At 44.2% G+C, this 23,347-nt stretch carries 20 protein-coding genes; 13 read left to right on the top strand and 7 right to left on the bottom strand.

Annotated elements, in window-relative coordinates:
- Positions 1–132 precede the first annotated feature (132 nt).
- Entirely contained in the window at positions 133–387 is a 255-nt protein-coding gene (locus tag DI392_RS10990; RefSeq protein ID WP_109319956.1) for a cysteine-rich CWC family protein, read from the top strand.
- 215 nt (positions 388–602) lie between these two features.
- On the opposite strand, the gene DI392_RS10985 is transcribed toward DI392_RS10990, so the two are convergent.
- The 4 genes from DI392_RS10985 to DI392_RS10970 all read right to left on the bottom strand — a co-directional run bounded on the left by DI392_RS10985 (position 603) and on the right by DI392_RS10970 (position 3,831).
- On the bottom strand, positions 603–830 hold the full coding sequence (locus tag DI392_RS10985) for a DUF3820 family protein (protein ID WP_109320053.1): 228 nt from the start codon (positions 828–830) through the stop codon (positions 603–605).
- 39 nt (positions 831–869) lie between these two features.
- Complete coding sequence (gene ppnP / locus DI392_RS10980) at positions 870–1,151, bottom strand: pyrimidine/purine nucleoside phosphorylase (protein ID WP_109319955.1); 282 nt, start codon at positions 1,149–1,151, stop codon at positions 870–872.
- A gap of 79 nt (positions 1,152–1,230) precedes the next feature.
- Complete coding sequence (gene alr, locus DI392_RS10975) at positions 1,231–2,304, bottom strand: alanine racemase (RefSeq protein WP_109319954.1); 1,074 nt, start codon at positions 2,302–2,304, stop codon at positions 1,231–1,233.
- 153 nt (positions 2,305–2,457) lie between these two features.
- A complete protein-coding gene (locus tag DI392_RS10970; RefSeq protein ID WP_109319953.1) occupies positions 2,458–3,831 on the bottom strand; it encodes an alanine/glycine:cation symporter family protein in 1,374 nt (457 codons plus the stop codon).
- A gap of 954 nt (positions 3,832–4,785) precedes the next feature.
- Here DI392_RS10970 and dgcN point away from each other — a divergent pair.
- The 6 genes from dgcN to DI392_RS10940 all read left to right on the top strand — a co-directional run bounded on the left by dgcN (position 4,786) and on the right by DI392_RS10940 (position 11,584).
- The gene (gene dgcN, locus DI392_RS10965) at positions 4,786–5,796 is read left to right on the top strand and encodes an N-acetyltransferase DgcN (RefSeq protein ID WP_109319952.1); all 1,011 of its coding nucleotides are present in this window, start codon (positions 4,786–4,788) and stop codon (positions 5,794–5,796) included.
- The gene (gene dgcA / locus DI392_RS10960; RefSeq protein ID WP_109319951.1) at positions 5,796–6,773 is read left to right on the top strand and encodes an N-acetyl-D-Glu racemase DgcA; all 978 of its coding nucleotides are present in this window, start codon (positions 5,796–5,798) and stop codon (positions 6,771–6,773) included. The genes dgcN and dgcA overlap by 1 nt, the downstream gene beginning before the upstream one ends.
- 85 nt (positions 6,774–6,858) lie before the next feature.
- A complete protein-coding gene (locus tag DI392_RS10955; RefSeq protein WP_109319950.1) occupies positions 6,859–7,719 on the top strand; it encodes a D-amino-acid transaminase in 861 nt (286 codons plus the stop codon).
- A gap of 293 nt (positions 7,720–8,012) precedes the next feature.
- Complete coding sequence (locus DI392_RS10950; protein ID WP_109319949.1) at positions 8,013–9,092, top strand: polyamine ABC transporter substrate-binding protein; 1,080 nt, start codon at positions 8,013–8,015, stop codon at positions 9,090–9,092.
- A 2-nt stretch (positions 9,093–9,094) separates the two neighbouring features.
- Positions 9,095–10,663, top strand: a complete 1,569-nt coding sequence (locus DI392_RS10945) for an EAL domain-containing protein (protein WP_109319948.1) — start codon at positions 9,095–9,097, stop codon at positions 10,661–10,663.
- A 48-nt stretch (positions 10,664–10,711) separates the two neighbouring features.
- Positions 10,712–11,584: a putative bifunctional diguanylate cyclase/phosphodiesterase gene (locus DI392_RS10940; RefSeq protein WP_109319947.1), complete on the top strand. Its 873-nt coding sequence runs from the start codon at positions 10,712–10,714 to the stop codon at positions 11,582–11,584.
- Between the two features lie 115 nt (positions 11,585–11,699).
- Here the strand turns inward: DI392_RS10940 and DI392_RS10935 are convergent, their stop codons facing one another.
- On the bottom strand, positions 11,700–12,932 hold the full coding sequence (locus DI392_RS10935; RefSeq protein ID WP_109319946.1) for a dicarboxylate/amino acid:cation symporter: 1,233 nt from the start codon (positions 12,930–12,932) through the stop codon (positions 11,700–11,702).
- A gap of 254 nt (positions 12,933–13,186) precedes the next feature.
- Between DI392_RS10935 and DI392_RS10930 the strand changes: the two genes are divergently transcribed.
- A complete protein-coding gene (locus DI392_RS10930; RefSeq protein WP_109319945.1) occupies positions 13,187–14,554 on the top strand; it encodes a (Fe-S)-binding protein in 1,368 nt (455 codons plus the stop codon).
- Here DI392_RS10930 and DI392_RS10925 read toward each other — a convergent pair.
- The gene (locus tag DI392_RS10925; RefSeq protein WP_109319944.1) at positions 14,525–15,151 is read right to left on the bottom strand and encodes an SGNH/GDSL hydrolase family protein; all 627 of its coding nucleotides are present in this window, start codon (positions 15,149–15,151) and stop codon (positions 14,525–14,527) included. The genes DI392_RS10930 and DI392_RS10925 overlap by 30 nt on opposite strands.
- Before the next feature lie 119 nt (positions 15,152–15,270).
- Between DI392_RS10925 and DI392_RS10920 the strand changes: the two genes are divergently transcribed.
- Complete coding sequence (locus DI392_RS10920) at positions 15,271–15,453, top strand: hypothetical protein (protein ID WP_109319943.1); 183 nt, start codon at positions 15,271–15,273, stop codon at positions 15,451–15,453.
- Positions 15,454–15,488: 35 nt separating this feature from the next.
- On the opposite strand, the gene DI392_RS10915 is transcribed toward DI392_RS10920, so the two are convergent.
- On the bottom strand, positions 15,489–15,743 hold the full coding sequence (locus DI392_RS10915) for a hypothetical protein (RefSeq protein WP_109319942.1): 255 nt from the start codon (positions 15,741–15,743) through the stop codon (positions 15,489–15,491).
- Between the two features lie 615 nt (positions 15,744–16,358).
- On the opposite strand from DI392_RS10915, the gene msrP reads away from it, so the two are divergent.
- The 4 genes from msrP to DI392_RS10895 all read left to right on the top strand — a co-directional run bounded on the left by msrP (position 16,359) and on the right by DI392_RS10895 (position 23,016).
- The gene (gene msrP / locus DI392_RS10910; protein WP_109319941.1) at positions 16,359–17,372 is read left to right on the top strand and encodes a protein-methionine-sulfoxide reductase catalytic subunit MsrP; all 1,014 of its coding nucleotides are present in this window, start codon (positions 16,359–16,361) and stop codon (positions 17,370–17,372) included.
- Entirely contained in the window at positions 17,372–17,977 is a 606-nt protein-coding gene (msrQ, locus tag DI392_RS10905; RefSeq protein WP_109319940.1) for a protein-methionine-sulfoxide reductase heme-binding subunit MsrQ, read from the top strand. Before msrP ends, msrQ begins: the two co-directional genes overlap by 1 nt.
- Before the next feature lie 82 nt (positions 17,978–18,059).
- Positions 18,060–20,903, top strand: a complete 2,844-nt coding sequence (locus DI392_RS10900; protein WP_109319939.1) for an ABC transporter substrate binding protein — start codon at positions 18,060–18,062, stop codon at positions 20,901–20,903.
- Positions 20,904–21,135: 232 nt separating this feature from the next.
- Positions 21,136–23,016, top strand: a complete 1,881-nt coding sequence (locus tag DI392_RS10895; protein WP_109319938.1) for a methyl-accepting chemotaxis protein — start codon at positions 21,136–21,138, stop codon at positions 23,014–23,016.
- The last annotated feature ends 331 nt before the right edge of the window (positions 23,017–23,347 follow it).

Genomic DNA, 23,347 nt, shown 5'->3' with positions numbered 1-23,347 from the left:
GAGGGACTCTCAACGTTTGACATTTTTGTCTTCACGTTAGATTTTGTTTTTAAGACATACATAGCTTAGATATCGTATCAGTGTTACTCACAATTCAATTTAGCGTTAGTGTCAGAGAGATATAAAGGAAATATGAAAATTGATCGTTACAGCCTTGAAATAAAATCCGTCATTCCCGATCCTCTTTCTTGTCCTTTATGCGGACAAGCGAATTCATGCGTGAATTTAGGTGGGAAAGACGTCACTAAGTCGTGTTGGTGCAATGATCCGGCAATCACTTTTCCCAAAGAATTGCTTTCACAAATTCCGGCAGAAAAGCGAGGAAAGGCATGTATTTGTAAATCGTGCGCAGTAAAGTTCCAGAAAAGTAAAAAAGTGGGGGTTTAATACACAGCAAGTTGGCTCTCCTGCTCAACTGGATATATACTTAATATGTAGGGAGCAGCTCCCACACAGTTCTTGTGTGCGTAGACTCGTCTACTACTGTGCAATAGCGTCAGCGTCGTCTGCTCCTTACGATTAATTTCTAAAGCTTCCGCCTACCCTCAGTTTTCATGTTCAACATTTCTTCGTCGGGATACACATTCATACGATTGGAAGGATTATTGCTGATCGGGATATTTAAGCGGCTTAACAACGGAATCCAGTCCTTCTACTTTCAGGGCCAGACACAATTGCATCAGTTTCCCCAGTTCGCCCTCCGGGAAGGATTCTTTTCGGGCGAACCAGAGCAGGTACTCTTCGGGAAGATCGATGAGTACCCTGCCTGCGTATTTCCCGAATGGCATTTTCATTCGGGCTAATTTGACAATATTTTCTTTATCTAACACGGTGTTTTTATCTAACGCAGGCATTGTTATCTGAAAAATTTACAGATATTCACACAAGTAAGCGGTGTTAGCGACCACTTTAACATCAAACGTTGAGTTACCAGGAACGTTAAAAGATTCACCGTCGCGGTAAGTCGTCCATTCTTCATCATCAACACGTTTGATGGTCAGAGCGCCTTTAACCACCGTCATTTTTTCCGGAGCAGCAGTACCAAAGGTATATTCTCCCGCAGCCATCACACCGACACTGCAATCGTCACCCTGTTGTGTGAAAGCCAGTGATTTTACATTCCCGTCAAAGTAAGTATTTTCCTTAATCATTTTAAATTTCCTTTATTATTTAATATCGCTTCAGGCCCGATGTACTCAGTTGCCTCAGGCCAGAGGCGATAATATAGCGTTAAAAATAATTTTTACATACTCTTTTTGTGAGCTTGATGACTAATTCATAAGGAATGGTGCCGATATGTCTGGCCACCTGTTCCACCGGGAGATGGTTTCCCCAAAGCTCAACCTCATCACCCGCTTTATCGGTCGCATCCGCGCCCAGATCAACCGTAAGCATGTCCATCGATACCCGTCCGACAATATGAACAATGCGCCCGTTTACCCACACAGGCGTGCCTTCTGGAGCCAGCCTCGGGTAACCATCACCATACCCCATAGCAATAACACCAAGACGAGTATCATTACCTGAATGCCAGATCTCACCATACCCAACAGGGTCGCCAGCTTTATGTTCCCTGACAGCAATCAGCTTTGATTTTAGTGTCATCACGGGTTTTAATCCCTGCTCTTTCCCTGTCTGGTTTTCATCCGGAGAGATTCCATACAACGCGATACCCACCCGGGCATAATCAAAATGAGCTTCTGGCCAATAGAGAGCGCCAGCGGAATTCGCCAGCGTTTTCTCACCCGGATATGGTGCTGTCATCGCCAGGAAACGCTCCAGTTGACTCTGCGTTGTCGGGGAATTCAGATCATCGGCACAGCTAAAGTGGCTGGCAAAGCCAGGTTCGCCATCCACATTCTTACTCGCCCGAAGACGATCAACATAATCTGCCACTTCTTCCGCATGAACGCCCAGCCGGTGCATTCCCGTATCTAGCTTGAGCCAGACTTTTATCGGTTTTTCCAGTTCTGCTGTTTCGATATCCCGCAATTGTTCCGGGTGATGAATCAGAGTTTCAAACCCTTCTTTGGCTGCGATTGTCAGGTCGTCAGCACAAAAACAACCTTCCAACAGCAACACGGGTTGAGTGATCCCGGCCTCACGAAGCCAGATGCCCTCTTCTATACGAGACACCGCAAACATATCAGCACAGTCAAGCGCCTTAGCGACCTCAACAGCGCCATGCCCGTACGCATCACCTTTGATGACTGCAACCACTTTAGACGCCTTACAGCGGTTTTTGAAAAACTGATAGTTATGCCGCAATGCCTCAAGATCGACAACAGCTTCTGCTGTAACCATAATGATTCCTTCCAATAACAAGATACACAAGGCAAACCTATAGGCTCCGTGTCTATAAGTTTACCCTGAAATGATGAGAAGCTGCTCAGAGAGATTAGGGCCTGTTCACAACGCTGTGAGCAATGTACAGACCCCAGGCAGCTAAAAAGAGGATTATTTCGTTGCTCGCACTGAAGAAGCCGACTGTTCTTTATCTGAAGAGAAATAGCTCTTTGTAAGAGCAAATACTACAGGACTCAGTACCGCTAGTGCAATCAGGTTAGGAATCGCCATCATGGCATTCAGCGTATCCGCCACCAGCCAGACAAAATCAAGATTCAGAGCTGCACCAACCGGCACCGCAATGACCCAAAGCACACGATAAGGCAGAACGGCTTTTTCACCAAAGAGGTACTCAACGCAACGTTCACCATAGATAGACCAGCCGATAATAGTTGTGAAGGCAAACACAGCCAGACCAATAGCAACCATGTTGCTACCCCAACCCGGAAGCACAGTATCAAAAGCCAGAGACGTCAGTGCGGCACCAGACTCACCTTCAGTCCAGGCACCGGAAATGATGATGACCAGACCCGTGATCGTACAGATCAGAAGCGTGTCCATAAAAGTACCTAACATAGCGACCAGACCTTGACGAACCGGATCACTAGTCTGAGCACTGGCGTGTGCAATAGGAGCGGAACCCAGACCCGCTTCGTTAGAGAAGATACCTCGAGCAACACCGAAACGAATGGCCATCATGATACTTGCGCCTGCAAAACCGCCCGTCGCAGAAGCCGGACTGAACGCATGAGTAAAGATAATCGCGAACGCATCACCAACTTTATCTGCATTCATACCAAGAATCAGTAAACCACTTGCCACATAAGCAACCGCCATAAACGGTACCATGGCCCCTGCGAATTTACCGATACGTTTAATACCACCAATAATCACCAAACCGACTGCAACCATAACTACCAGGCCAACAACTAAAGGAGAAAAACCAAAGTTGGACTCAAGAACCTGAGCAATGGAGTTGGACTGTACTGTGTTGCCAATCCCAAAACCGGCAATAGCACCAAAGACAGCGAATAATGTACCCAGCCAAGCCCACTTCTGGCCCATACCATTTTTAATATAGTACATAGGCCCGCCAACATACGCACCGTTCTTATCTTTTTCACGATACTTTACCGCCAGGACCGCTTCAGCAAACTTCGTTGCCATACCAAACAGCGCCGTTATCCACATCCAGAACAGCGCGCCGGGGCCACCAATAAATACCGCTGTCGCGACCCCTGCAATGTTACCTGTACCCACAGTTGCAGACATTGCCGTCATCAGCGCCTGATAAGGAGGGATCTCTCCATCATCATTCGAAGATCGGCCATCCCAAAGTAACTTGAATGCACTGCCCAGTTGAAGAATAGGAAATAATTTCAGTCCTAGGCTTAAATAAATACCAATGCCTAAAATCAGGATCAGCATCGGCCAACCCCATACTAAGCCATTAATCTGACTAATAAAATCTGTTACCAGGTCCATTATCTATCTCCGAATTATAAATTTATGCTCTGGAGGTCCCTTAAGAAAGTACAATCAAAGAGTTACCGGGACCGGAGCTAAAACAGATATACCCATGCTCTAAACACTGAATGTTCTAATTGCTGAACCTTGAGTTCACTTGGGTATAACACTATTTCCTTATGCCATTATCAGGACATTTGTCTGATAGCAATTAGCAGACCAGAAATAGAGATAGAGCAAATACTAAAACTTGAAAGAGGACAACGCCATATTTTTGTTGTGCTATTTATCAAAAAATAGCGGCCATATGCTCTAACAGAGCGCACACATACGGAATAAAACACTAGAAAATACGATATTTTTAAACTTAATGAAAATCAATGATTTTGGGTTTATCTACTACTCAGATACATTCCTACCAAAAATCCCCCTAAAACAAAGAAGATATAAATTTCATTATTTCCCACAAAAACAGCCATAAAATGCACCAATAAAATGCATCGTGCTTATTTTTAGTGCACAATAAACTTAAAAACAAGGATAATCACCTACCACATAAGACAGGATAAATCTTTAAACCTGCGTCGCTTCATAAAAGTGCAAAAAATTCCCCCCCTCCAATACCAACATAATATTCTGCCATCAACGCAAATTCTAAAAATTATATAAAATGGTCAATCGACAAAGAGGCAGACAATCATTTCACCCCCACAACTCATACAGTATTTAATTTCATAAAAACAACAAAAAGACGAATTATCAAAAACAGATTTCATCATAAAACAAACCTCGAAAAATCCCCCAATCCATTCACACAGCTGAGTTAAAGCTGGTTACTTTTTAATTTTTTTATGTAATATCCGAAAAGTTGTCATGAATTTTGCTCTGCAATTTACGAATCAAACAAAATATATGACCACATTAAGATTATCAGAAGGCTCCGGCAGGGAGCTATGATGTATGGAGATCAAAATGGAATTACAAAAGCCTTACCTTCTTTTCCTTGGTGATGCAGCCGATCCACTAGCAGCTAAAGTTGCTCAGGGTATTAAACAATGGCACCCAGAGTATTGTGTAGGCCAGTTCCGTCTGGAATCTTGTCAGGCTGATTGTGGCCTTGAAGATATGACTATTGAAGCTGCGGCTAAAGCGGGCGCAAAAACACTGGTCATCGGTGTTGCAAACCGCGGTGGTATAATCTCTGAAGAATGGATCAGTGTTCTTAAAGAAGCACTGGAAGCCGGTATGGATCTCGCATCCGGTCTGCACAATCGTCTGAATGACATTCCTGAACTTGTTGAGGTTGCCAACCGAGCAGGCAGAAAATTGTTCGATGTTCGCTATCCGACACAAAGCTACCCTGTCGCGAATGGTAAAAAACGTTCGGGTAAACGCCTGCTTACCGTTGGTACCGACTGCTCGGTAGGTAAAATGTATACCTCTCTGGCAATTGAAAAAGAAATGAATGCACAAGGCATTAACGTTGATTTCCGTGCAACCGGACAAACCGGAATCCTAATCAGCGGTAACGGCGTCAGTGTTGACTGTGTAGTCGCAGACTTTATTGCGGGTGCTATCGAAGCTATTTCTCCGGACAACACAGATGATCACTGGGACATTCTGGAAGGTCAGGGTTCTCTGTTCCACCCATCTTTTGCTGGCGTGACTACGGGTCTGATCCACGGTAGCCAGGCAGATGCTCTGGTTCTGTGCCATGAGCCAACCCGAACTCATATGCGTGGTGTACCTGAATATTCCTTACCAAGTATCCAGGAATGTATGGCAGCCAACCTGGCAACAGCGCGGCTGACTAACCCAGCAGCTCATTTTGTCGGCATTTCCGTCAATACCTCTCAACTGGAAGAAGCAGAAGCACTCGCTCTTATGGACAAAATCGAGACTGAAACTGGCTTGCCAACTGTCGATCCTTTCCGTCAGGGTGTTAGCCGAATCGTTGAATGCGCGGTCAGAGAGGACGCGTAATGAAAGTTCGTATTTACGCTAACAGCTGGCCGATACGAGGCAGTTTTACTATCTCAAGAGGCAGTAAAACCGAAGCTGAAGTGGTTGTCGTTGAGATCGAAGAAAACGGTGTTGTCGGGCGGGGAGAGTGCGTTCCCTACGCCAGATACAACGAATCGGTTGCCAGTGTGTTGACTCAGTTGGAAGCGGTGATTCCAAAGCTGAAAGAAAATATTCCGACAAGGGACGATATCCAGAAATGGTTACCTTCCGGAGCCGCCCGTAACGCACTCGACTGTGCCTTCTGGGACTGGGAATGTAAAGCTTCAAAGACCTCCATATGGGATAAAGTAGGTATCAGCCCGAAACCGTTGGTGACGGCTTATACCCTTTCTCTGGATACACCAGACAATATGGAAAAAGCGGCCATCGATAATGCCAGTCGCCCTCTGCTGAAACTCAAACTGGGCGGAGAGGAAGATTTAGCCAGAGTACAAGCTGTCCGCAGAGGTGCTCCAGCGTCTAAAATTATATTAGATGCGAATGAAGCCTGGACACCGGAGCTTTATCAACAGTTGATCCCGGAACTGGTAAAGCTCGACGTAGCAATGATCGAACAGCCTTTCCCTTCGGACAACGACGCTGTACTTGCAGAGCTGGAACATCCGATTCCAATCTGTGCTGATGAATCTTGCCACGACAGAAAAAACCTGGCGAAGCTGGCTGAACGCTATGAAATGATCAACATAAAGATCGATAAAACCGGTGGCTTAACAGAAGCACTCGCCGTGAAACAGGAAGCGGAAAAGCTGGGATTACAGGTGATGGTAGGCTGCATGCTGGCTTCTTCGCTGAGTATGGCACCAGCTTTTGTTGTCGCTCAGGGTGCAGAGATCGTCGATTTAGACGGCCCACTACTGCTCGAAACGGATATAGACAACGGCTTCGAGTTCAGTATGAATGAGATGCAGCCATTTTCTGCAGGTCTATGGGGCTGATCCCGGGGGAGAGTCAATGCTCTCCTGAGTAAAATAAATGAGTAGCGGGCTCAATACAGCCCGTTACCTAAAGGATATACATACTATGGAACGAATTGTTTACGTAAATGGCGGCTATATGCCAGAGTCAGAAGCGACAGTTTCTGTATTCGACCGAGGCTTCCTGTTTTCTGATGCGGTATATGAAGTGACTGCGGTACTCGATGGCAAATTGATCGACAATGATGGTCATATCGCCCGACTTGAGCGTTCTTGTAAAGAGCTCGAACTGAAATTACCAGTCTCAGCTGAAGTTCTGACATCCATCCAGAAAGAGCTGATTAAGAAAAACGCACTGGTAGAAGGCGGTATTTACCTCCAACTTACTCGCGGCAGCACCGGTGATCGTGATTTTGCCTTTCCTTCAGAAGATATTGAACCAACTTTGGTACTGTTTACCCAAAGCCGTGAGCTGATCCACTGTGCTAAAGCTGAAAAAGGCATCAAAGTGATTTCTGTGCCGGATATTCGCTGGAGACGCCGTGATATTAAAACTGTAGGGCTACTGGCTCCTTGTCTGGCTAAACAAGCCGCTCTGGCAGCTGGTGCTTCTGACGCTTGGCTTATCGAAGACGGTCATGTTACAGAGGGCAGCTCAAACAATGCTTATATTGTGACTCAGGAAGGCAAACTTATCACCCGCCCGTTAAGTAACGATATCCTGCACGGTATTACCCGTAAAAGCCTTCTGCAACTGGCGAACGATGCCAGTATCGAAGTAGAAGAACGTAATTTTACCATTGAAGAAGCCTATCAGGCGAAAGAAGCCTTCGTTAGCTCTGCCACTACTTTTGTCTGGCCGGTCATTAATATTGACGGACATTCCATTGGCGATGGAAAACCCGGAGAAATAGCAAAGAAACTGCGTGATATTTATATTGATGTAGCGAAATCAACCGCCGATTGATTATTTGCTATCGTCTTTTCCCTCCAACACCACCCCACCTCAGTGGTGGGGCTGGTTGTTACTTCAGACTAGGGTACCCCCTAGCATCATGACACTAATTGATATAACCAAAAACATTACATCCTCCCTTTTATATAAACAGAAAGAATGTATTCGCTATTAATAAATCTATTATTATCATGGTAAATTTCGTTACTTAACAAAAAAGTAACAAATGTCTCAAATCTAAACACTTGCTTGAATATGAGCATGGACTAGCCTTTTGTTATAACTACAAATTAAAGGCTAGGGATATGGTTAAGCAATGGCGTCAGTACGGATTACTGCTCCTTTTACTGATTACTCAAAATACCCATATCGCTCTGGCTGAAGATAATGCCCCGAATGATAGACTCATTATTCTTAACTGGGCGGAATACCTGGATCCAAATCTGGTTAAGCAGTTTGAACAAGCATTTCACACCCGGGTTTCAGAGATCTATTTTGAATCGGATGAACACCGCACTCAAATTCTTCTTGATAACGATGCAGAAGGCTTCGATATTATTTTAACGTCAGGTATTGATATCGAACCTTATATTCACCACGGCTGGCTAGCCCCCCTCGACCTGACACGGGTTCCTAACCGGCGGCACATCAGTAAGAAATGGTTAAATGCCTATCCATACGTGAATACTTATGGTGTCCCCTACTTCTGGGGTACAACCGGTATTCTCTACCGGAGAGATCATATTCCGTACAAGATAACCAGCTGGATGGACCTATTTAAGCCCGCGCCAGCCCTGAAAGGAAAGGTCGGGATGTTTTCAGACAGCAATGAGATGATCAGTATCGCGCTCAAAGCCCTGGGCTACTCCATCAATGAAGGAAGTGCTAAAGCATTAAAACAGGCGGCCGATCTACTTCGTAAGCAAAAACATTATGTTCGTTCCTACCAATATATTTCTGTTGGGAATGATTCAGAAATTTTATCTGGTGACCTCTGGATAACCGTTGCCTACAGCGGTGATGCATTAGCTGTCATGGAAAAAGATCCTCTCGATCAGCTGGCGTTTACCATACCAGAAGAAGGAACCAACCTGTGGGCAGACTATCTGACTGTAGGAGCCAAATCCCACAGACCTGACCTCGCTCATGCATTTATTAATTTTATCAACCAACCAGAAAATGCGGCTCAGTTAGCGGTTTACACTAACTATGCCACTCCAAATAACAGCGCTAAGAAATGGGTTTCGGAAGACTACCTGAGCAATCCGATAATCTTTCCAAGCGAAGATGTTTTAATGAAATCAGAACAATTTCGCCTAATTCCCCCAAAACAACTCAAACAACGAAATGCCATCAGCGCCAAGCTTATAGGTAATGGGAGGTAAGTATGCGCCTGAACTCAAAAGTAAGCCTGACTATCATTCCTCTGGTCACTATTCCGTTACTTTTAGTTGGAGTGTACTCTTACTACCTGCTTTGGCACCGAAATATGGACACCAGCCATGCTCAGCTTGAATACTACATCGAGCATCTGGAGATGCATTATCGCGATGGAATAACAGAAACCGCCATTGCACTTAAAACACTGTCTGAAGATAGCTTACTGAGGCAGTATCTTCTCACTAAAGACGAATCCGACAGATATATGCTGATGCATAAACCTATGTTGGCAAAATTACACGCGGTACAAAACACAAACCCTAAATTGAGGGAAATCAGTTTACTGCTTCCAAACGGCTATGAGGATCTGTGGGTATCTAATCGTAACGCTGTTAATTACACTGAAGATGAATCTGGCTCACTTTTCTTCAGGGAAATACAACAGCAAAAAACGGCCTTCCATACTTATTTAGGTATTAACCCGGATACAGAAAAGAACACTTTTTATGTCTCTGTACCCATTATTTTCCGGGATCGTACCCAAGATACCTTTACCACCGCCCCCAAAACCAGAGGCTATCTGGCAGCCTCTATTGACCCGACAGACCTACTGTTCCACAACATCCCCTCACCATGGGACCAGGGAACCACATTGCTTACCCGAAGCAACCAAATTTATCAGCCTTATCCCGGTGAAAAGCAAATTTTAAATAGTGATAATCTGATAAAACAACTGAAGACTTTACCCGTTAATCAGTGGACCAGTACCACCATAGATGATCAGAGAGTCCAGCATTTTTCAACGAAACTGGCCCAGGATCTGATTTTCCATGCATACATTCCGGAAAATGTTCTTCTGGCCTCGTCATTGAGTATCAACAGTTTCATTTTAGCTCTTGCCGCTCTGATGCTGCTGATCTCTATTCCTCTCATGCTGAAGCTGTTTCGCAACTACATATTAACCCCTATAGAAACCATTAATCAGGCTGTGTATCAATTACGCACTGGAGAAGAGATCGTTGAGATTCCCAAAACAACCAGTGACGAGCTGAATGAACTGGCCAGTGCTTATACTTACTTCAGCCATGAACTCTATCGCTCTAATCAGAGAATTCACAACCTTGCCTATATCGATTCTCTTACAGGTTTGCCAAACCGTACCCTATTCCAGCGCAACCTGATGCGCGCAATCCAATACGCCGATCATGAACATGAAATACTGGCTCTGCTGTATGTCGACTTAGATAATTTTAAATCCGTCAATGACAACATGAATCATGCCACTGGTGACCTTCTTCTGCAGACCATAGCCAATATCCTGAGAGAATTATTAAGAACAGAAGATATGGCGACACGTATCGAGTATGATGAAGCAGAAAACGATCAGCAGAATAATGAAAGAAGCAATTGTTCAAGGCTTGGCGGTGATGAGTTTACCATTCTTCTCCCCCACCTTCGGGCTCCATATCAGGCGGCACTGGTAGCTGAGCGAATCATGGAAGCCATTAACCGGCCGATTCCTATTAATGAGCATACGGTTTATGTAACAGCCAGTATTGGTATTGCTCTATGGTAAAACGACACAAAAGATGCCGAAGAGCTGATCATATTTGCCGACCAGGCCATGTCTGAGGCGAAAAAAAGCGGCAAAAATAAGTATTGCTACTATTCGCCAGCCATCAGTCAACAAACAAAAGAAAGAGCCCGGATAGAACAGCGCCTGTACCAGGCGACCGAACGCGGCAATTTCAGCATCCACTACCAACCCATTGTTGACAGTATGAACCTGAAAATTCAGTCCTACGAGGCATTAATACGCTGGAGAGATGAAGAGCTTGGTAATATACCGCCGGATAAATTTATTCAGATCGCCGAAGAAAATGGTCTGATCATGCGTATTGGCTCATGGATCATCACTAACGTTTGTTTTCAGATATACCAGTGGAGAAAAGCTGGCTATAAAGATTTTCGGGTCGGCATTAACCTTTCAGCTTTGCAGGTCAACGACGCGGATATCGTCAAAGAAATAGAAGCCAGCGTAAAACACTATGACATTCCGTTCGACAGCATTTATGTCGAACTGACAGAATCGTCTGTCATCAAAGGCGATGAAAAAGTACTGACCAACCTGAGAAAACTTCGAGAGATAGGAGTACAGGTTGCACTGGATGATTTTGGCACCGGATATTCCTCACTGGGTTATTTGCGAACATTGCCAATCGATATTTTGAAAATTGACCGCGCATTTATTAAAGATCTACACGAAGGTAATAACAGCATCATTCTTTCGGCAGTCGTAACAATGGCGCACGCTCTGCACCTAAAAGTTGTTGTAGAAGGCATAGAAGAACACGAACAACTCAACTACCTGCCCCAGGAGAACAGTGTACTGATCCAGGGATATCTGTTTAGCCCGCCGAAACCAGCAGATGAAGCCATTCTGTTACTAAAAGGACAACAGGAAGTAGAGGAGAAAATGGTTGGCCGACACGACTGATCACTTTGATAAGTCAGCGCATATAAGGGGTCGGTTAACCCGAGAAATAGTTTAACTTGTCAATTAAACAATAAAGCCGCCTGTAGAGAGGCGGCTTTATTATCATATAGTTAGCTTAAGCTGTCTCGATATCCCGCTTAACTTCAGTGTCATTGAAGATTGTCTCATCCAGCTCGCCTTCGCTTTTCGCTACCAGCACAGACACCATCATATCGCCACAAATATTAACGACAGTACGCGCCATATCAAGAATACGGTCGATACCTGCAACGATAGCCAGGCCTTCTAATGGCAGGCCAACCGTGGTTAATACCAGAGACAACATAATCAGGCCTGCGCCCGGTACACCCGCTGTACCAACAGAAGCCAGCGTTGCCGTCAACACAATCGTGATATAGTCGCTGGTTTCCAGATCAATGCCAAACGCCTGAGCAACAAACAGCGCACACACACCCTGATAGAGGGCGGTACCATCCATGTTAATAGTTGCGCCCAACGGCAGAACAAAACTTGAAACGCCTTTAGACACGCCCAGCTCTTCGCGGGCCGTTTTAATAGTCGCAGGTAACGTCCCCGAACTACTTGTTGTAGTAAATGCAACCGCTGCAGGGTTAGTCAGGCTACGCAGATAGCGAACGGGATTCAAGCGTCCAAGTGTACTGACCAGCCCACTGTAGAACACGACAATATGCACTGTTGCACACAAATAAACCACAGCGATCACTTTCACCAGAGGCAGCAACACATCCAGGCCATATTTTCCTGCAACCCATGCCATCAAACCAAATACACCAAACGGAGCCAGTTTCATCACAAGCTCTGTCAGCTTATACATGGCTTCTGCCAGTGCTTCGAATACCTTTACGGCAGGCTCCCCTTTTTCTCCAATCAATACCAGAGAAATACCAAGGCCAACAGCAAAAACGATGATTTGAAGAATGTTACCAGCTGCCAGTGCCCCTACAGGGTTTTTAGGGATGATATTGAGTAATGTTTGGATCAGAGAAGGCGCGTCTTTAGCCACAGCATCCGGATTTGATGCCACCATGTTCAGGCCTTCACCTGGTGCAAAGACAATAGAAAGTACAATACCGATTGAAATAGCCACTGCTGTCGTACCAAGGTACAAAGCAACCGCTTTTAGGCCAATACGCCCCATTTTTTTTGTATCTTTCATTGACGTAATACCAACTATCAATGAACAGAAGACCAACGGAACAATCAACATTTTGATTGAATTAACAAACAGGGTCCCTATTGGTTTAAGTACCTCTGCGTCCGGCCCTAGTATGCTACCGACAACGACCCCGAATACCATCCCAAGTAATATTTTCTTCCATAATTCCATAAATTATTGTGCTCCTGAGAACTTAAGTTGTGTTGATTATTTTTCTTTCCTGAGACCATATATCCACAGGCCACAAGATAAAAGCACAAACACCCATCAAGGTAAATATATTTCTAATATCAGCTTACATATCACACGACATTCAGCACAAATAACCATCAATAAAAACAAATTAAAGTATAAAACATCGCCATTAAAAACCTGGCACTGAACTTGATTAAGCAATGTATACGGACATAATTCACGGAGCTTAAATGAAAAAAGCATTAGATTGGTCTAACTACGAAGATCAGGGCATGGGGGACGCATATGCTGATATTCCCAAACACGGGGAGGATTTTGCCAAGGCCATATCCGTTTGTATTCGCAGTGGTGTTTGTCAGAAACCCGACAATCGTGGCGTGATGTGCCCCAGTTTTCGCCTCAATGATGACCCACAATTGTCTCCTGGTGGTCGGGTTCAGCTGTTTAAATCGTTACTTAATGCTGATGAAACCCGTTTTATCTCTGATAAATCCCTTGCGGCTTCTATGGATCAATGTGTTTCGTGTAAAGGCTGTAAAAGAGAGTGTGAAAACAATGTCGATATGGCAGCAATAAAAGCCGAGTACCTTGCCCAGAAACGTCAGGCAAGGCACAAGTCTTTCCGTTCCTGGTTATTTGCTGAATTTCCTTTTCTTTTATACAAATACCCTGTTATCGGCTCTCTGATAAAGCTGCGTAACCGGTCCTCTTTGTTAGCAAAATTGGGGCATCACCTGTTAGGCATAAACGGGTCAATTCCAATGCCAGAACCGGCAGACACACCTTATCAGCCTGTGAATGATACAAGTGACAGCGTTGTAAACGATGAATCCAATCCTATATCTGTCGTGTTGCTGGTTGATAGTTTTACTGCTTTGTTTCATCCTCAACTGGCTGATGATGCACAAGCCATATTAAAAGCAGCAAACTATCCTGTCACCATTGTTCATCCGGGATCCGAGATACCCGGAAAAACTAAGTCAGAAAAGGCATTGTTAGACAGCGGAAGAAGCCTATTTTCACAAGGTTATATCGAGCGGGCAAAACAACAGGCTGAAGACTTACTGACACAACTCTCCCCTTACCTGAAAGAGAACGTCCGGATAGTTGGGCTAGAACCCTCAGCACTACTGATGCTGCGTGATGAGTTCCTGATGCTGGGCTTAGGGGAGAAAGCGGAACAACTGGCCAAACAAACCCTTCTGTTTGAAGAGTTTGTTAGCCGAGAGCTTGTCGCGGGCCGGTTTAAAGCTCCTTTTAAACCATACACCGAAAACAACGATATTTTAGTTCATGGCCACTGCCACCAGAAAGCCGTCGGAGCCATGAAATCCATGCGAAAAGCACTGCGTCTTATTCCGGATCTGCCGTTTACCTTTATTGAAGCATCCTGCTGCGGCATGGCGGGTAGTTGGGGGCTTGAGGCTGAGCATACTCTGGAATCACAACAGATGGCAAAACAGGCGCTATTACCCGCACTGGAAAATAAACCCGAAGCCACTGTTGTGTGTAATGGCTTTTCATGCAGCCATCAGATCTATGCCCTAACCGGTCGTAAGCCACTCAACCTAGTGTCTTTGCTCGCCCGGCATATTTAAAAGTATCGGGGCAATAGCTTTCGCCATTTCAGCGTGCGCTTCTGTCTGCCAGTGGATACCCTCGTCCGGGCAGGCAGAAGCCACTTTACCGGCATCAAAAAAGTGGCATCCCAGTTCCTTAGCCCTTTGCTGATAGTAATAAGCTAACTGCCTGGATTTCTCCTCGCTGCCCGCGAAAAATAGCCTGGCGAAAGATCCTTTCTCATTAATAGGTGGTGGAGCAACCAATAGTATATCTGAGCCATCTACCCCTGAACTCTGAATCTCTTCCACCAGTTTCGCGGTACTGTGCGAAATATCCTCGGCAGATAAACCAAAGCTGGTTTTCAGATCATTCGTTCCCAGCATAATAATCACTCGTTGCGGAACATGTTGTTTCAGAGCCGATTTTAATGCAGGCAAGCCGCAACTAAATCCACATGAAGCATCCTCATAGAGAGAAGTTCTGCCCGGTTGCCCTTCTTCAACAATGCACCACTCCTCCGGCAGATATTGGCTAAGCAATCCAGGCCAACGCTCTGATGGCGTATAACGTCTGTTTTTGTTAGGAACAAAACCCCAGGTGTTCGAATCACCAAAACATAGGAGATTAGTCATATATGTACCTAAATAATCCTTTCTGAAATCTTTTTTTTAGTTTTCAACGCGAAAAAAATACCATGGAACTATACTAGTGATGAGGCTGGTAACCAAGCAACCACTGCAGGGGGCAAATTATGGAACTTCACAACAAAGCCGGAGATGTTACTAAATTAGCCGATAATCTGACTTTAAAAGAAGTCGCCGAAATGGGATTCACTATTGATTTGTGTGACGCAGCTTTTGATCCAACTGAACACTGGATGACTGATGAAGACGATCAACAACGCAGAGGAAAAAAAGAATTCCCTGAAAGATAATTCCATATCAAGTCGGTACAGACGCAAGCCAGCTATTACAGCTGGCTTGAGCTATATGCCTGTTTTTGTAAATACTCCCGATGAAGTTTTTCCAGCTTAGCATAGGTACGCTGACTATTTTTAAACGCATCTTTACGTGCTTTCTGGCTAACCTCTCCCAGTAAGTAACTTTCCGCCAGCTGTTCATATTGAGTCACCGCAACATTAAGTTTGTCTTTAACTTTATCTATCTGTTGCATTGCTTGTTCATCAAAAGTTCTTTGGTATTTTCCAGCCCGTTTTACTGACATATTCCTATCTCCAGATGAAACTCATTGCTTTGTTGCTTATTAATAATAAATACGGCAGACATCTGTCTGATCTATTCTTATTAACGATGGCCGTCTTAATTGAAATTTAACTCAATAAACTCACTGTATTTGAATTTAGTTCAAGAAATCATACCATTCAATATTTGAACTTCGTTCCATTTTTGAGAATTTCCATAACCTATTGATTTTTTATTTGGCTTAGAAAGATGTTAAGTATGTCTATATATCAGCCAGCTCAGAAAAAGACTATATTTTTATTTCGGAATAAGAAAATAAAGTCTTTATCTACAATAAGATAAATAATCAAATCGTATTTCTTTAATATCAGCCACGCTGATATAGAAACTAACTGCATATAAATGTAATCATTTACATCTCATCGGGGAATTTTCTACGTAAACGCGATATTAGTCACAAAAAAAATGTTTTTTCAGAGAACATAAAAAGGCTTTAGGACGGGCTACTGACTACTGCTCTGACAGCGCCTTTTTATATTACACTGAAAGAAATTATCTCACTCTCCGGTCTCATACTAATATCAGCCATGCTCTCATTACAGTGACTAACCCTGGTACCGCCCGGAAAGGAATAAACATGTTATTCAAAATTCGAAAAAACTGGCATCTTACCGAAAACCAGACCACCTCAGAAAGCGTCTATCTACAAAGACGTCAGATCATTCAGAAGCTTGGGGTGCTGGCAGCCACCGCGCCTTTGGCCGCTCCGGCCTCCGCCGGTCTGTTTGATGTATTCAGCAGCAAAAAAAAAGAAGCTCCCGACAAGCGAACAGCGTTAGATTCCGTCGCTTCCCCTTTCTCTGACCCATCTCTGGAGCTAACACCGGAGAAGAAGGTGCTGACCTACAATAATTATTACGAGTTTGGTACCGCCAAACACCAGCCGGCAGAAAACGCTCAGAGTCTGGTGACCGATCCGTGGCAGGTTAAGGTTGAGGGTAACGTTCATAAACCAATGACAATCGATTTTTATGATTTGCTGAAACAGATAGATATTGAAGAGCGAATCTACCGGCTTCGATGCGTAGAAGCCTGGTCAATGAACATTCCCTGGCTGGGTTTTCCTTTAAGTAAACTTATTCAGTTGGCCAAACCAATGGGAAATGCCCGTTATATAGCCTTTCAGACTTTGTATGATCCTGAACAAATGCCAGGCCAGAAAGACCGATACCTTGGCGGCGGTATCGACTATCCTTATGTAGAAGCACTTACCATAGAAGAGGCGATGCATCCGCTTACACTGATAGCTGTCGGATTGTATGGTAAAACTCTGGCTCCGCAGAATGGCGCGCCTTTACGTCTCGTTGTCCCCTGGAAATACGGATTTAAGAGCATCAAGTCCATTGTGAAAATTCGCCTGACAGAAAACCGGCCGCCAAATACCTGGAACCTGCTGGCTCCCCACGAATACGGATTCTATGCCAATGTGAACCCCAATGTGGATCACCCCCGCTGGAGTCAGGCCTCAGAAAGGTTTATCGGTGAAGGTACCCTCTTCTCCTCACGCCGACAGAAGACACTGATGTTTAACGGGTATGCCGATGAGGTGGCTTCACTGTACAAGGACATTGATCTGAGAAGGAACTACTAATGCGGATGACTCGTAATCAGCTTATTATCAGCAAGGTGTTTATCCATACGGCTAACCTCTTCGCTCTGGTATGGCTTTATTTTGCGGTCGTTAATGGTTATTTAGGCAGTGATCCGGTGAAAACAATGCAGCAGTTTACCGGTAAGGGCATCCTCCACCTGCTGTTTCTTACTTTACTGATCACGCCAATTGCTAAATCTTTTAAATGGGGGTTTCTGTATAAGTTTCGCCGCCTTCTGGGTTTATACAGCTTCTTCTGGGCGGTACTGCATTTGTTCACTTTTATGTGGCTGGATCTGGCCTGGGAATTTTCTCTTATTGCCGAGGAAATCATTAGCCGTCCCTACCTGATTGTGGGCATGCTGGCGTGGACAATTCTGCTTCTTCTGGCGATAACGTCAACGAAGAAAATACAGGCAAAAATGGGAAAACACTGGCAACGTCTGCACAACTGGGTCTATGTTGCCGTTGGGGCCGGAGCCATACACTATTATTGGTCAGTAAAGTCAGGACTGCTCGAACCGGGTATATACCTTGGTATCACCGCACTGTTGTTGGCTCTGCGATACAAAAAATTACGTAAGCTATTCCAGAGCACGACCTAAGATATTCTTTGTTTAAAAACAAGCCAATACCAGCTAGACTTTTCCTTATCAGATAAGGATATAAAGTTGAATGGGAATTTGAGTGCGTAGAATAACAATCATTCTGACCATACTGGTGGCAACTTTTTTACAGGCACCTCTACTGCTGGCAGCACAGTCGGTTGATCTCTCTGAATCCCGTGTTCTTCTCATTAATTCTTACCACACCACTTTCCCCACCATTCCACAGATATATCACGGGCTCCTGGCTGGCTTTGGCAAAAAACCACCCGTCATTGATGTCGAATATATGGACAGCAAGCGATTGTATGATGAAACCAGCGTTGCATTATTTCATGACTCTCTGGCTTATAAATTAAAACACCGGCCCACGTATGACCTTGTCGTCGTAGCGGATGACAACGCGTTGGATTTTATACGTCGTTATGGCAACGAACTTTTCCCCGGAACTCCAGTCGTCTTTCTTGGCCTGAACAATCAGACATTAGCAGCTGAGCTGGCGAATCATCGGCAACCACTGATTACCGGCGTCGTTGAAGCCGTCTCTATTGGAGAGACCATAAAGCTGATACATCAGTTACGGCCAGACACACAGCAACTTTACCTTATTGCAGATAATACACCGACTGGTCAGTCTGATTTACACCAGGCCCAATCTTTCCAGAAAACATACCCAGATTTGTCATTTACGGTTATCGATTTATCTCAGCTACGCTGGTCTCAGTTTTCTGACACTCTGAGAAAAATCTCGCCAAATGATTCCGTCCTCCTACTTGCCGCATACCGTGATGCAGTCAACGACAGTCTGTCCTTTGAACAATCCCTTCAGCTTATAATGAATTGGCTGAAAGCCCCCGTTTTTCATATTTACGAACATGGTATGGGAGAGGGAATCACCGGCGGTATACTGGTCAGCCTGGAGGAACAAGGCCGTCAGGCGGGAATAAAAGCTCGTAAAATACTTGAAGGTACCCCTGTAGATGCCGTTCCAATCCTGACTAAGAGTCCTAATCTACCGATTTTTGATAGCCGGCAACTGGAGAAATTTAATATCCCGCTTTCATTGTTACCGGCAAATGCTGACATTCGTTACCAGGATAAAACCGATTCATTTTTGCAGGCCTACTGGCGAGAAATCAGCGTGGTCACCACGATAATTGTCCTGCTATGCCTGTTAATCATTGTACTTGCCCATCAGAACAGGTTACGTCGCCTGCATAGTCTGACTCTCGAAGAAAATGAACTTCGCCTGCGAACTATTCTCGACAACATAGATGCATATATCTATATGAAAGATGAACAAGGGCATTATCTATTTGCTAACCGGGCGCTCTGTTCATATTTGGGTTTACCTCCGCAAGACGTTATTTCCAAAACAGCCGAACAACTGTATGAGCCCGAAGCAGCAGCAAAAATCATCCAGGCAGATAAGAAAGTATTTCAGACAAAACGACTTTATAAGAAAGAAGAAGGGTTCTGGACCTCAAAACACAGAAAAAGCCGTGATATTCAGACAACAAAAATTCCGTTAATTAATCAAAATGACGAAGTGTATGGGCTTTGTGGTATCTCCATGGATATCACTGACCAGAAGAATCATGAAAAGCAGCTTCAGCACATCGCTCATCACGACCAGCTCACAGGCCTTCCAAACCGTATTCTCTTTTCTGATCGTCTGAATCAGGCGATGAAATATGCCGACAGAAACGGTTCCCGAATTACAATAATGTATTTTGACCTGGATGGATTTAAGAGCATTAACGACCTGTATGGCCACCATCAGGGAGACTACCTGCTCAGACATATTTCCTTACGTGTCAAAAATGCCATACGCAACAACGATACGGTTGCCCGTCTGGGTGGTGATGAATTTATTATTTTACTGCTGAACGCCCGACATGCGGAAGACGACCTGGAAATGACTCACAAGCTGCTAAATGCTATTTCAGAACCTGTTTTCTATAAAGGCAGTACCTTATCTGTCACTGCCAGCTTTGGTATAACGAATTACCCACAAACTAACCCGATCGAAGCCGATATTCTGTTACGACAAGCTGATCAAGCCATGTACATTGCTAAAAACAGTGGTCGAAATCGTTTCCACTTTTTTGACGCCCAGATAGAAAATAACGCCCTTAAACTGGAACAGACACTGAATGAAGTCTCACTTGCTCTGGAACGAAATGAGTTCCGCCTCTTCTACCAGCCAAAAGTCAATTTGTTAACCGGAAAGGTTATCGGCATGGAAGCGCTTATCCGCTGGCAGCACCCAGAGAAAGGTCTGCTACCTCCAGGAGCTTTCCTGGCCGATATAGAGCAGCATAATGTAATGATTGATATCGACCAGTGGGTTGTACAGGAGTCATTACGTCAGCTTGATGAATGGAGAGCACAAAACATTGAGCTCCCGGTCAGCATTAATGTCAGTCATCTGTACTTTAAACAGCAGAAACTGGCAACAAAAGTCAGCGAGCAATTGAACCGTTACCCTGATCTCGATGCGTCACTACTGGAATTAGAAATCGTTGAATCACAAGCGCTGGAGAATTTACCTAAAGTTGCCGCAAAAATTAGCAAGTGTCAGGAGCTTGGTATTAGTTTTGCGCTGGATGACTTTGGAACCGGCTACTCTTCACTGACCTATCTGAAACAACTCCCGGTTAATGTTCTGAAAGTCGATAGCAGCTTTGTGATTGATATGCTGGATGACAGTGAAGACAGAATGATACTGGAAGGTATTCTGGCGCTTAGTCAGGCATTTAACTTAAAGGTCATTGCCGAAGGAATGGAAACCGATGAGCACGGCAGGCAGTTGAAAGAAATGGGCTATTGTTACGCTCAGGGCTACGGTATCGCTAAGCCGATGCCTGCATATAACGTTATTGACTGGCTGAATCATTGGAAAGCCCCCGATGAGTGGCAATAATTTTATTAATACCTAATTAAGATATCTATTGCATATATTAAAAGGGTCTCATTCAATTTAATTACAACAATTTGGGCTTTTACTCCAAAATCCAATGCTATATTTGTTGCTTATAATATTCAGTAATATATTATGGATCCGGTTCCATAATATTATCACCCCTGATAAACATATCTCTTATGCTTCGCTGAGTGATACTTAAAAATATAAGTAACAACGTTAGAGTACTCCCATGAATAAATTTAAAATTCAAATAGTTGGCACTCTCTGTGTCATTATTTCAGTTATTGTTATCATTTTGGCCACGCTTAATTACAACGCTTTCAGAAATGAGAGTATTCATCTGAACAAAGAGCTATTAAGAGAAAATAATCAATCTCTTGATGCACAAATGACAGGAAAACTCCTTAGCTTCCACAACACCCTGGCATCTATTGAGGCATCAGCTGATGATATCCAGGGGGATCACTTATCCACGAATGCCACAAACCAACTTGCGGCATTAGCCAAAATACTCAACAAAGTCAGTGATGGTATCTTTTTGCTGACACAAGACGGTAGCTTGTACGATGCGACAGGAGAAAAGCTAGCGACTAACGCAAAACAAGCAAACCGGGCGTACTACAATGCCGTATTCAACCAAGGCAAAACTTTCTACACTTCACCTCCGTATCAATCTTCGGTAACAGGCAACATGGTGATGGCTGTTACTTATAAAATCAATAACTCAGTAGCCGTATTGTCTAATGTCAATACCGATACCATGCTTGATGTGGTTTTAGAGTTAGACAATATGTTTGTTTATACACAAGAAGGGGTGATACTCGCCGCCCCTTACCCTGAACTTATAAATAAAAATATATTTACAGAACGGCCGCTATACAAAAATTTTAGCCGGGAAACCCCAGAGCTTAGTTATACCGCTACCGTGAATGGCGAAAATACAGATTTTACGGCTTTCTGGGGGCAGCTAGATATAACCGGATGGAATTACGTCACTTTTATTAAAAACAGCACCATCGAGAAAGGGGCAAATTCACAACTTATAACGACTGCTGTTATTGGTTTTTTCAGCATACTGATCGCGGGAGTCATATTAATGTTTATTATGAATAAACTGGTGCTAAAACCCGTTGGTGGTGCCCCTGATGATATTGCTTTACTGATGGAAAAAATGGCTACCGGTGATCTGACTCAGAACCTGAGCTCAACGGGGAAAGAGACCGGGATCTACCTTTCTCTGGTTAACTTATCCACGCAGTTAGCCACTCTGATTAAAACCTCGCACAGCATTTCGGAAAACGTATCCTCTGCCGCTCAGGAACTGAACGTTGTCATGACCGATACACAAAACAATGCCCAGAGTGAATTACAACAAATGGAGCAGGTTTCAACAGCGATTAATGAGCTTTCATCCACGTCACAAGAAGTCAGTGATAAAGCCGTTATGGCAGAAGAAGAAGCCAGAAAAACACAACACAGCGTAAATAGTGGCAAACAAACTCTGGAGAAAAATATCAGCCTGACCGATCGAATTAACGAGTCCGTCACAACAACGGCCGGTATCGTCGATGAGCTCAGTCAGTTCGTTCTGGAAATCGGATCCGTCACCGAAGTCATTAATAATATCTCCGAGCAGACCAACCTGCTGGCGCTGAATGCCGCTATCGAAGCCGCCAGAGCCGGAGAGCAAGGGCGAGGCTTCGCCGTTGTCGCAGATGAAGTGAGAGTGTTGGCAACCAGAACCCAGGAGTCAACCGTTAGCATTCAGGAGATAATAGAAAAACTGCAGTCTCAGTCTAAAATAGCCAATAAAAACATGGTAGAAAACGTTGAATTAATCGAAGAATCTGTTGCTCTGGCCGATCAGATCAAAGCCGCATTTGAAGAGATTGCCGCTGCAAGTCAGTCAATATCAGACATTAATGCTCTGGTTGCCACCGCTTCTCAGCAACAATTCTCAGTGACAGAAGAGATCTCACAGTCAACCACTCAGACCTTTGATTTAGTGAACAGAAATGTTGCGGCGGTTAACCAAACTCTGCAAGCCTCTTCAGAACTGGCTCAATTAGCAGAAACTCAGAAAAACGAACTGGGATATTTCAAAGTATAACCTTTATTACTCTCTCCCCTTCGGGGGAGGGATATTTCTATGCGATTTATAAACATTCCCTAACCTTAATTACCTGCCAGACTGCCTGTAAATATACCGCACCCACCCCATAGAAATCACACACACATCAATAAGTTGAATATGTTTGTTGAGCAAAAACAACCAGATGATCATAAAAGAAAACCATACCATATACCAAAAATCATCTAATTAAAGATCAGTTTCCAGATAAAAATTCTTTTTTATTATTACAGATCTAAATTACAGGTGGTTATGGGTTGCATTTGACATAAATAGCATCTGATACTGTACTAATACCAACGTCAGTAGT

The organism is Vibrio albus, from assembly GCF_003144035.1.
Taxonomy (GTDB): domain Bacteria; phylum Pseudomonadota; class Gammaproteobacteria; order Enterobacterales; family Vibrionaceae; genus Vibrio; species Vibrio albus.
Note: the sequence above shows the minus strand (reverse complement) of the source record. Positions and strands in the feature narration are given on the sequence as shown.

What these genes read in the sequence shown, in the direction of transcription:
- DI392_RS10945 (WP_109319948.1), top strand. Translation starts at nt 9,095, where the DNA reads ATGCGCCTGAACTCAAAAGTAAGCCTGACTATCATTCCTCTGGTCACT.
- alr (WP_109319954.1), bottom strand. Translation starts at nt 2,304, where the DNA reads ATGGTTACAGCAGAAGCTGTTGTCGATCTTGAGGCATTGCGGCATAAC.
- DI392_RS10915 (WP_109319942.1), bottom strand. Translation starts at nt 15,743, where the DNA reads ATGTCAGTAAAACGGGCTGGAAAATACCAAAGAACTTTTGATGAACAA.
- DI392_RS10935 (WP_109319946.1), bottom strand. Translation starts at nt 12,932, where the DNA reads ATGGAATTATGGAAGAAAATATTACTTGGGATGGTATTCGGGGTCGTT.
- ppnP (WP_109319955.1), bottom strand. Translation starts at nt 1,151, where the DNA reads ATGATTAAGGAAAATACTTACTTTGACGGGAATGTAAAATCACTGGCT.
- DI392_RS10970 (WP_109319953.1), bottom strand. Translation starts at nt 3,831, where the DNA reads ATGGACCTGGTAACAGATTTTATTAGTCAGATTAATGGCTTAGTATGG.
- DI392_RS10955 (WP_109319950.1), top strand. Translation starts at nt 6,859, where the DNA reads ATGGAACGAATTGTTTACGTAAATGGCGGCTATATGCCAGAGTCAGAA.
- DI392_RS10940 (WP_109319947.1), top strand. Translation starts at nt 10,712, where the DNA reads ATGTCTGAGGCGAAAAAAAGCGGCAAAAATAAGTATTGCTACTATTCG.
- DI392_RS10950 (WP_109319949.1), top strand. Translation starts at nt 8,013, where the DNA reads ATGGTTAAGCAATGGCGTCAGTACGGATTACTGCTCCTTTTACTGATT.
- msrQ (WP_109319940.1), top strand. Translation starts at nt 17,372, where the DNA reads ATGCGGATGACTCGTAATCAGCTTATTATCAGCAAGGTGTTTATCCAT.
- DI392_RS10895 (WP_109319938.1), top strand. Translation starts at nt 21,136, where the DNA reads ATGAATAAATTTAAAATTCAAATAGTTGGCACTCTCTGTGTCATTATT.
- dgcN (WP_109319952.1), top strand. Translation starts at nt 4,786, where the DNA reads ATGGAATTACAAAAGCCTTACCTTCTTTTCCTTGGTGATGCAGCCGAT.
- DI392_RS10925 (WP_109319944.1), bottom strand. Translation starts at nt 15,151, where the DNA reads ATGACTAATCTCCTATGTTTTGGTGATTCGAACACCTGGGGTTTTGTT.
- msrP (WP_109319941.1), top strand. Translation starts at nt 16,359, where the DNA reads ATGTTATTCAAAATTCGAAAAAACTGGCATCTTACCGAAAACCAGACC.
- DI392_RS10920 (WP_109319943.1), top strand. Translation starts at nt 15,271, where the DNA reads ATGGAACTTCACAACAAAGCCGGAGATGTTACTAAATTAGCCGATAAT.
- DI392_RS10990 (WP_109319956.1), top strand. Translation starts at nt 133, where the DNA reads ATGAAAATTGATCGTTACAGCCTTGAAATAAAATCCGTCATTCCCGAT.
- dgcA (WP_109319951.1), top strand. Translation starts at nt 5,796, where the DNA reads ATGAAAGTTCGTATTTACGCTAACAGCTGGCCGATACGAGGCAGTTTT.
- DI392_RS10930 (WP_109319945.1), top strand. Translation starts at nt 13,187, where the DNA reads ATGAAAAAAGCATTAGATTGGTCTAACTACGAAGATCAGGGCATGGGG.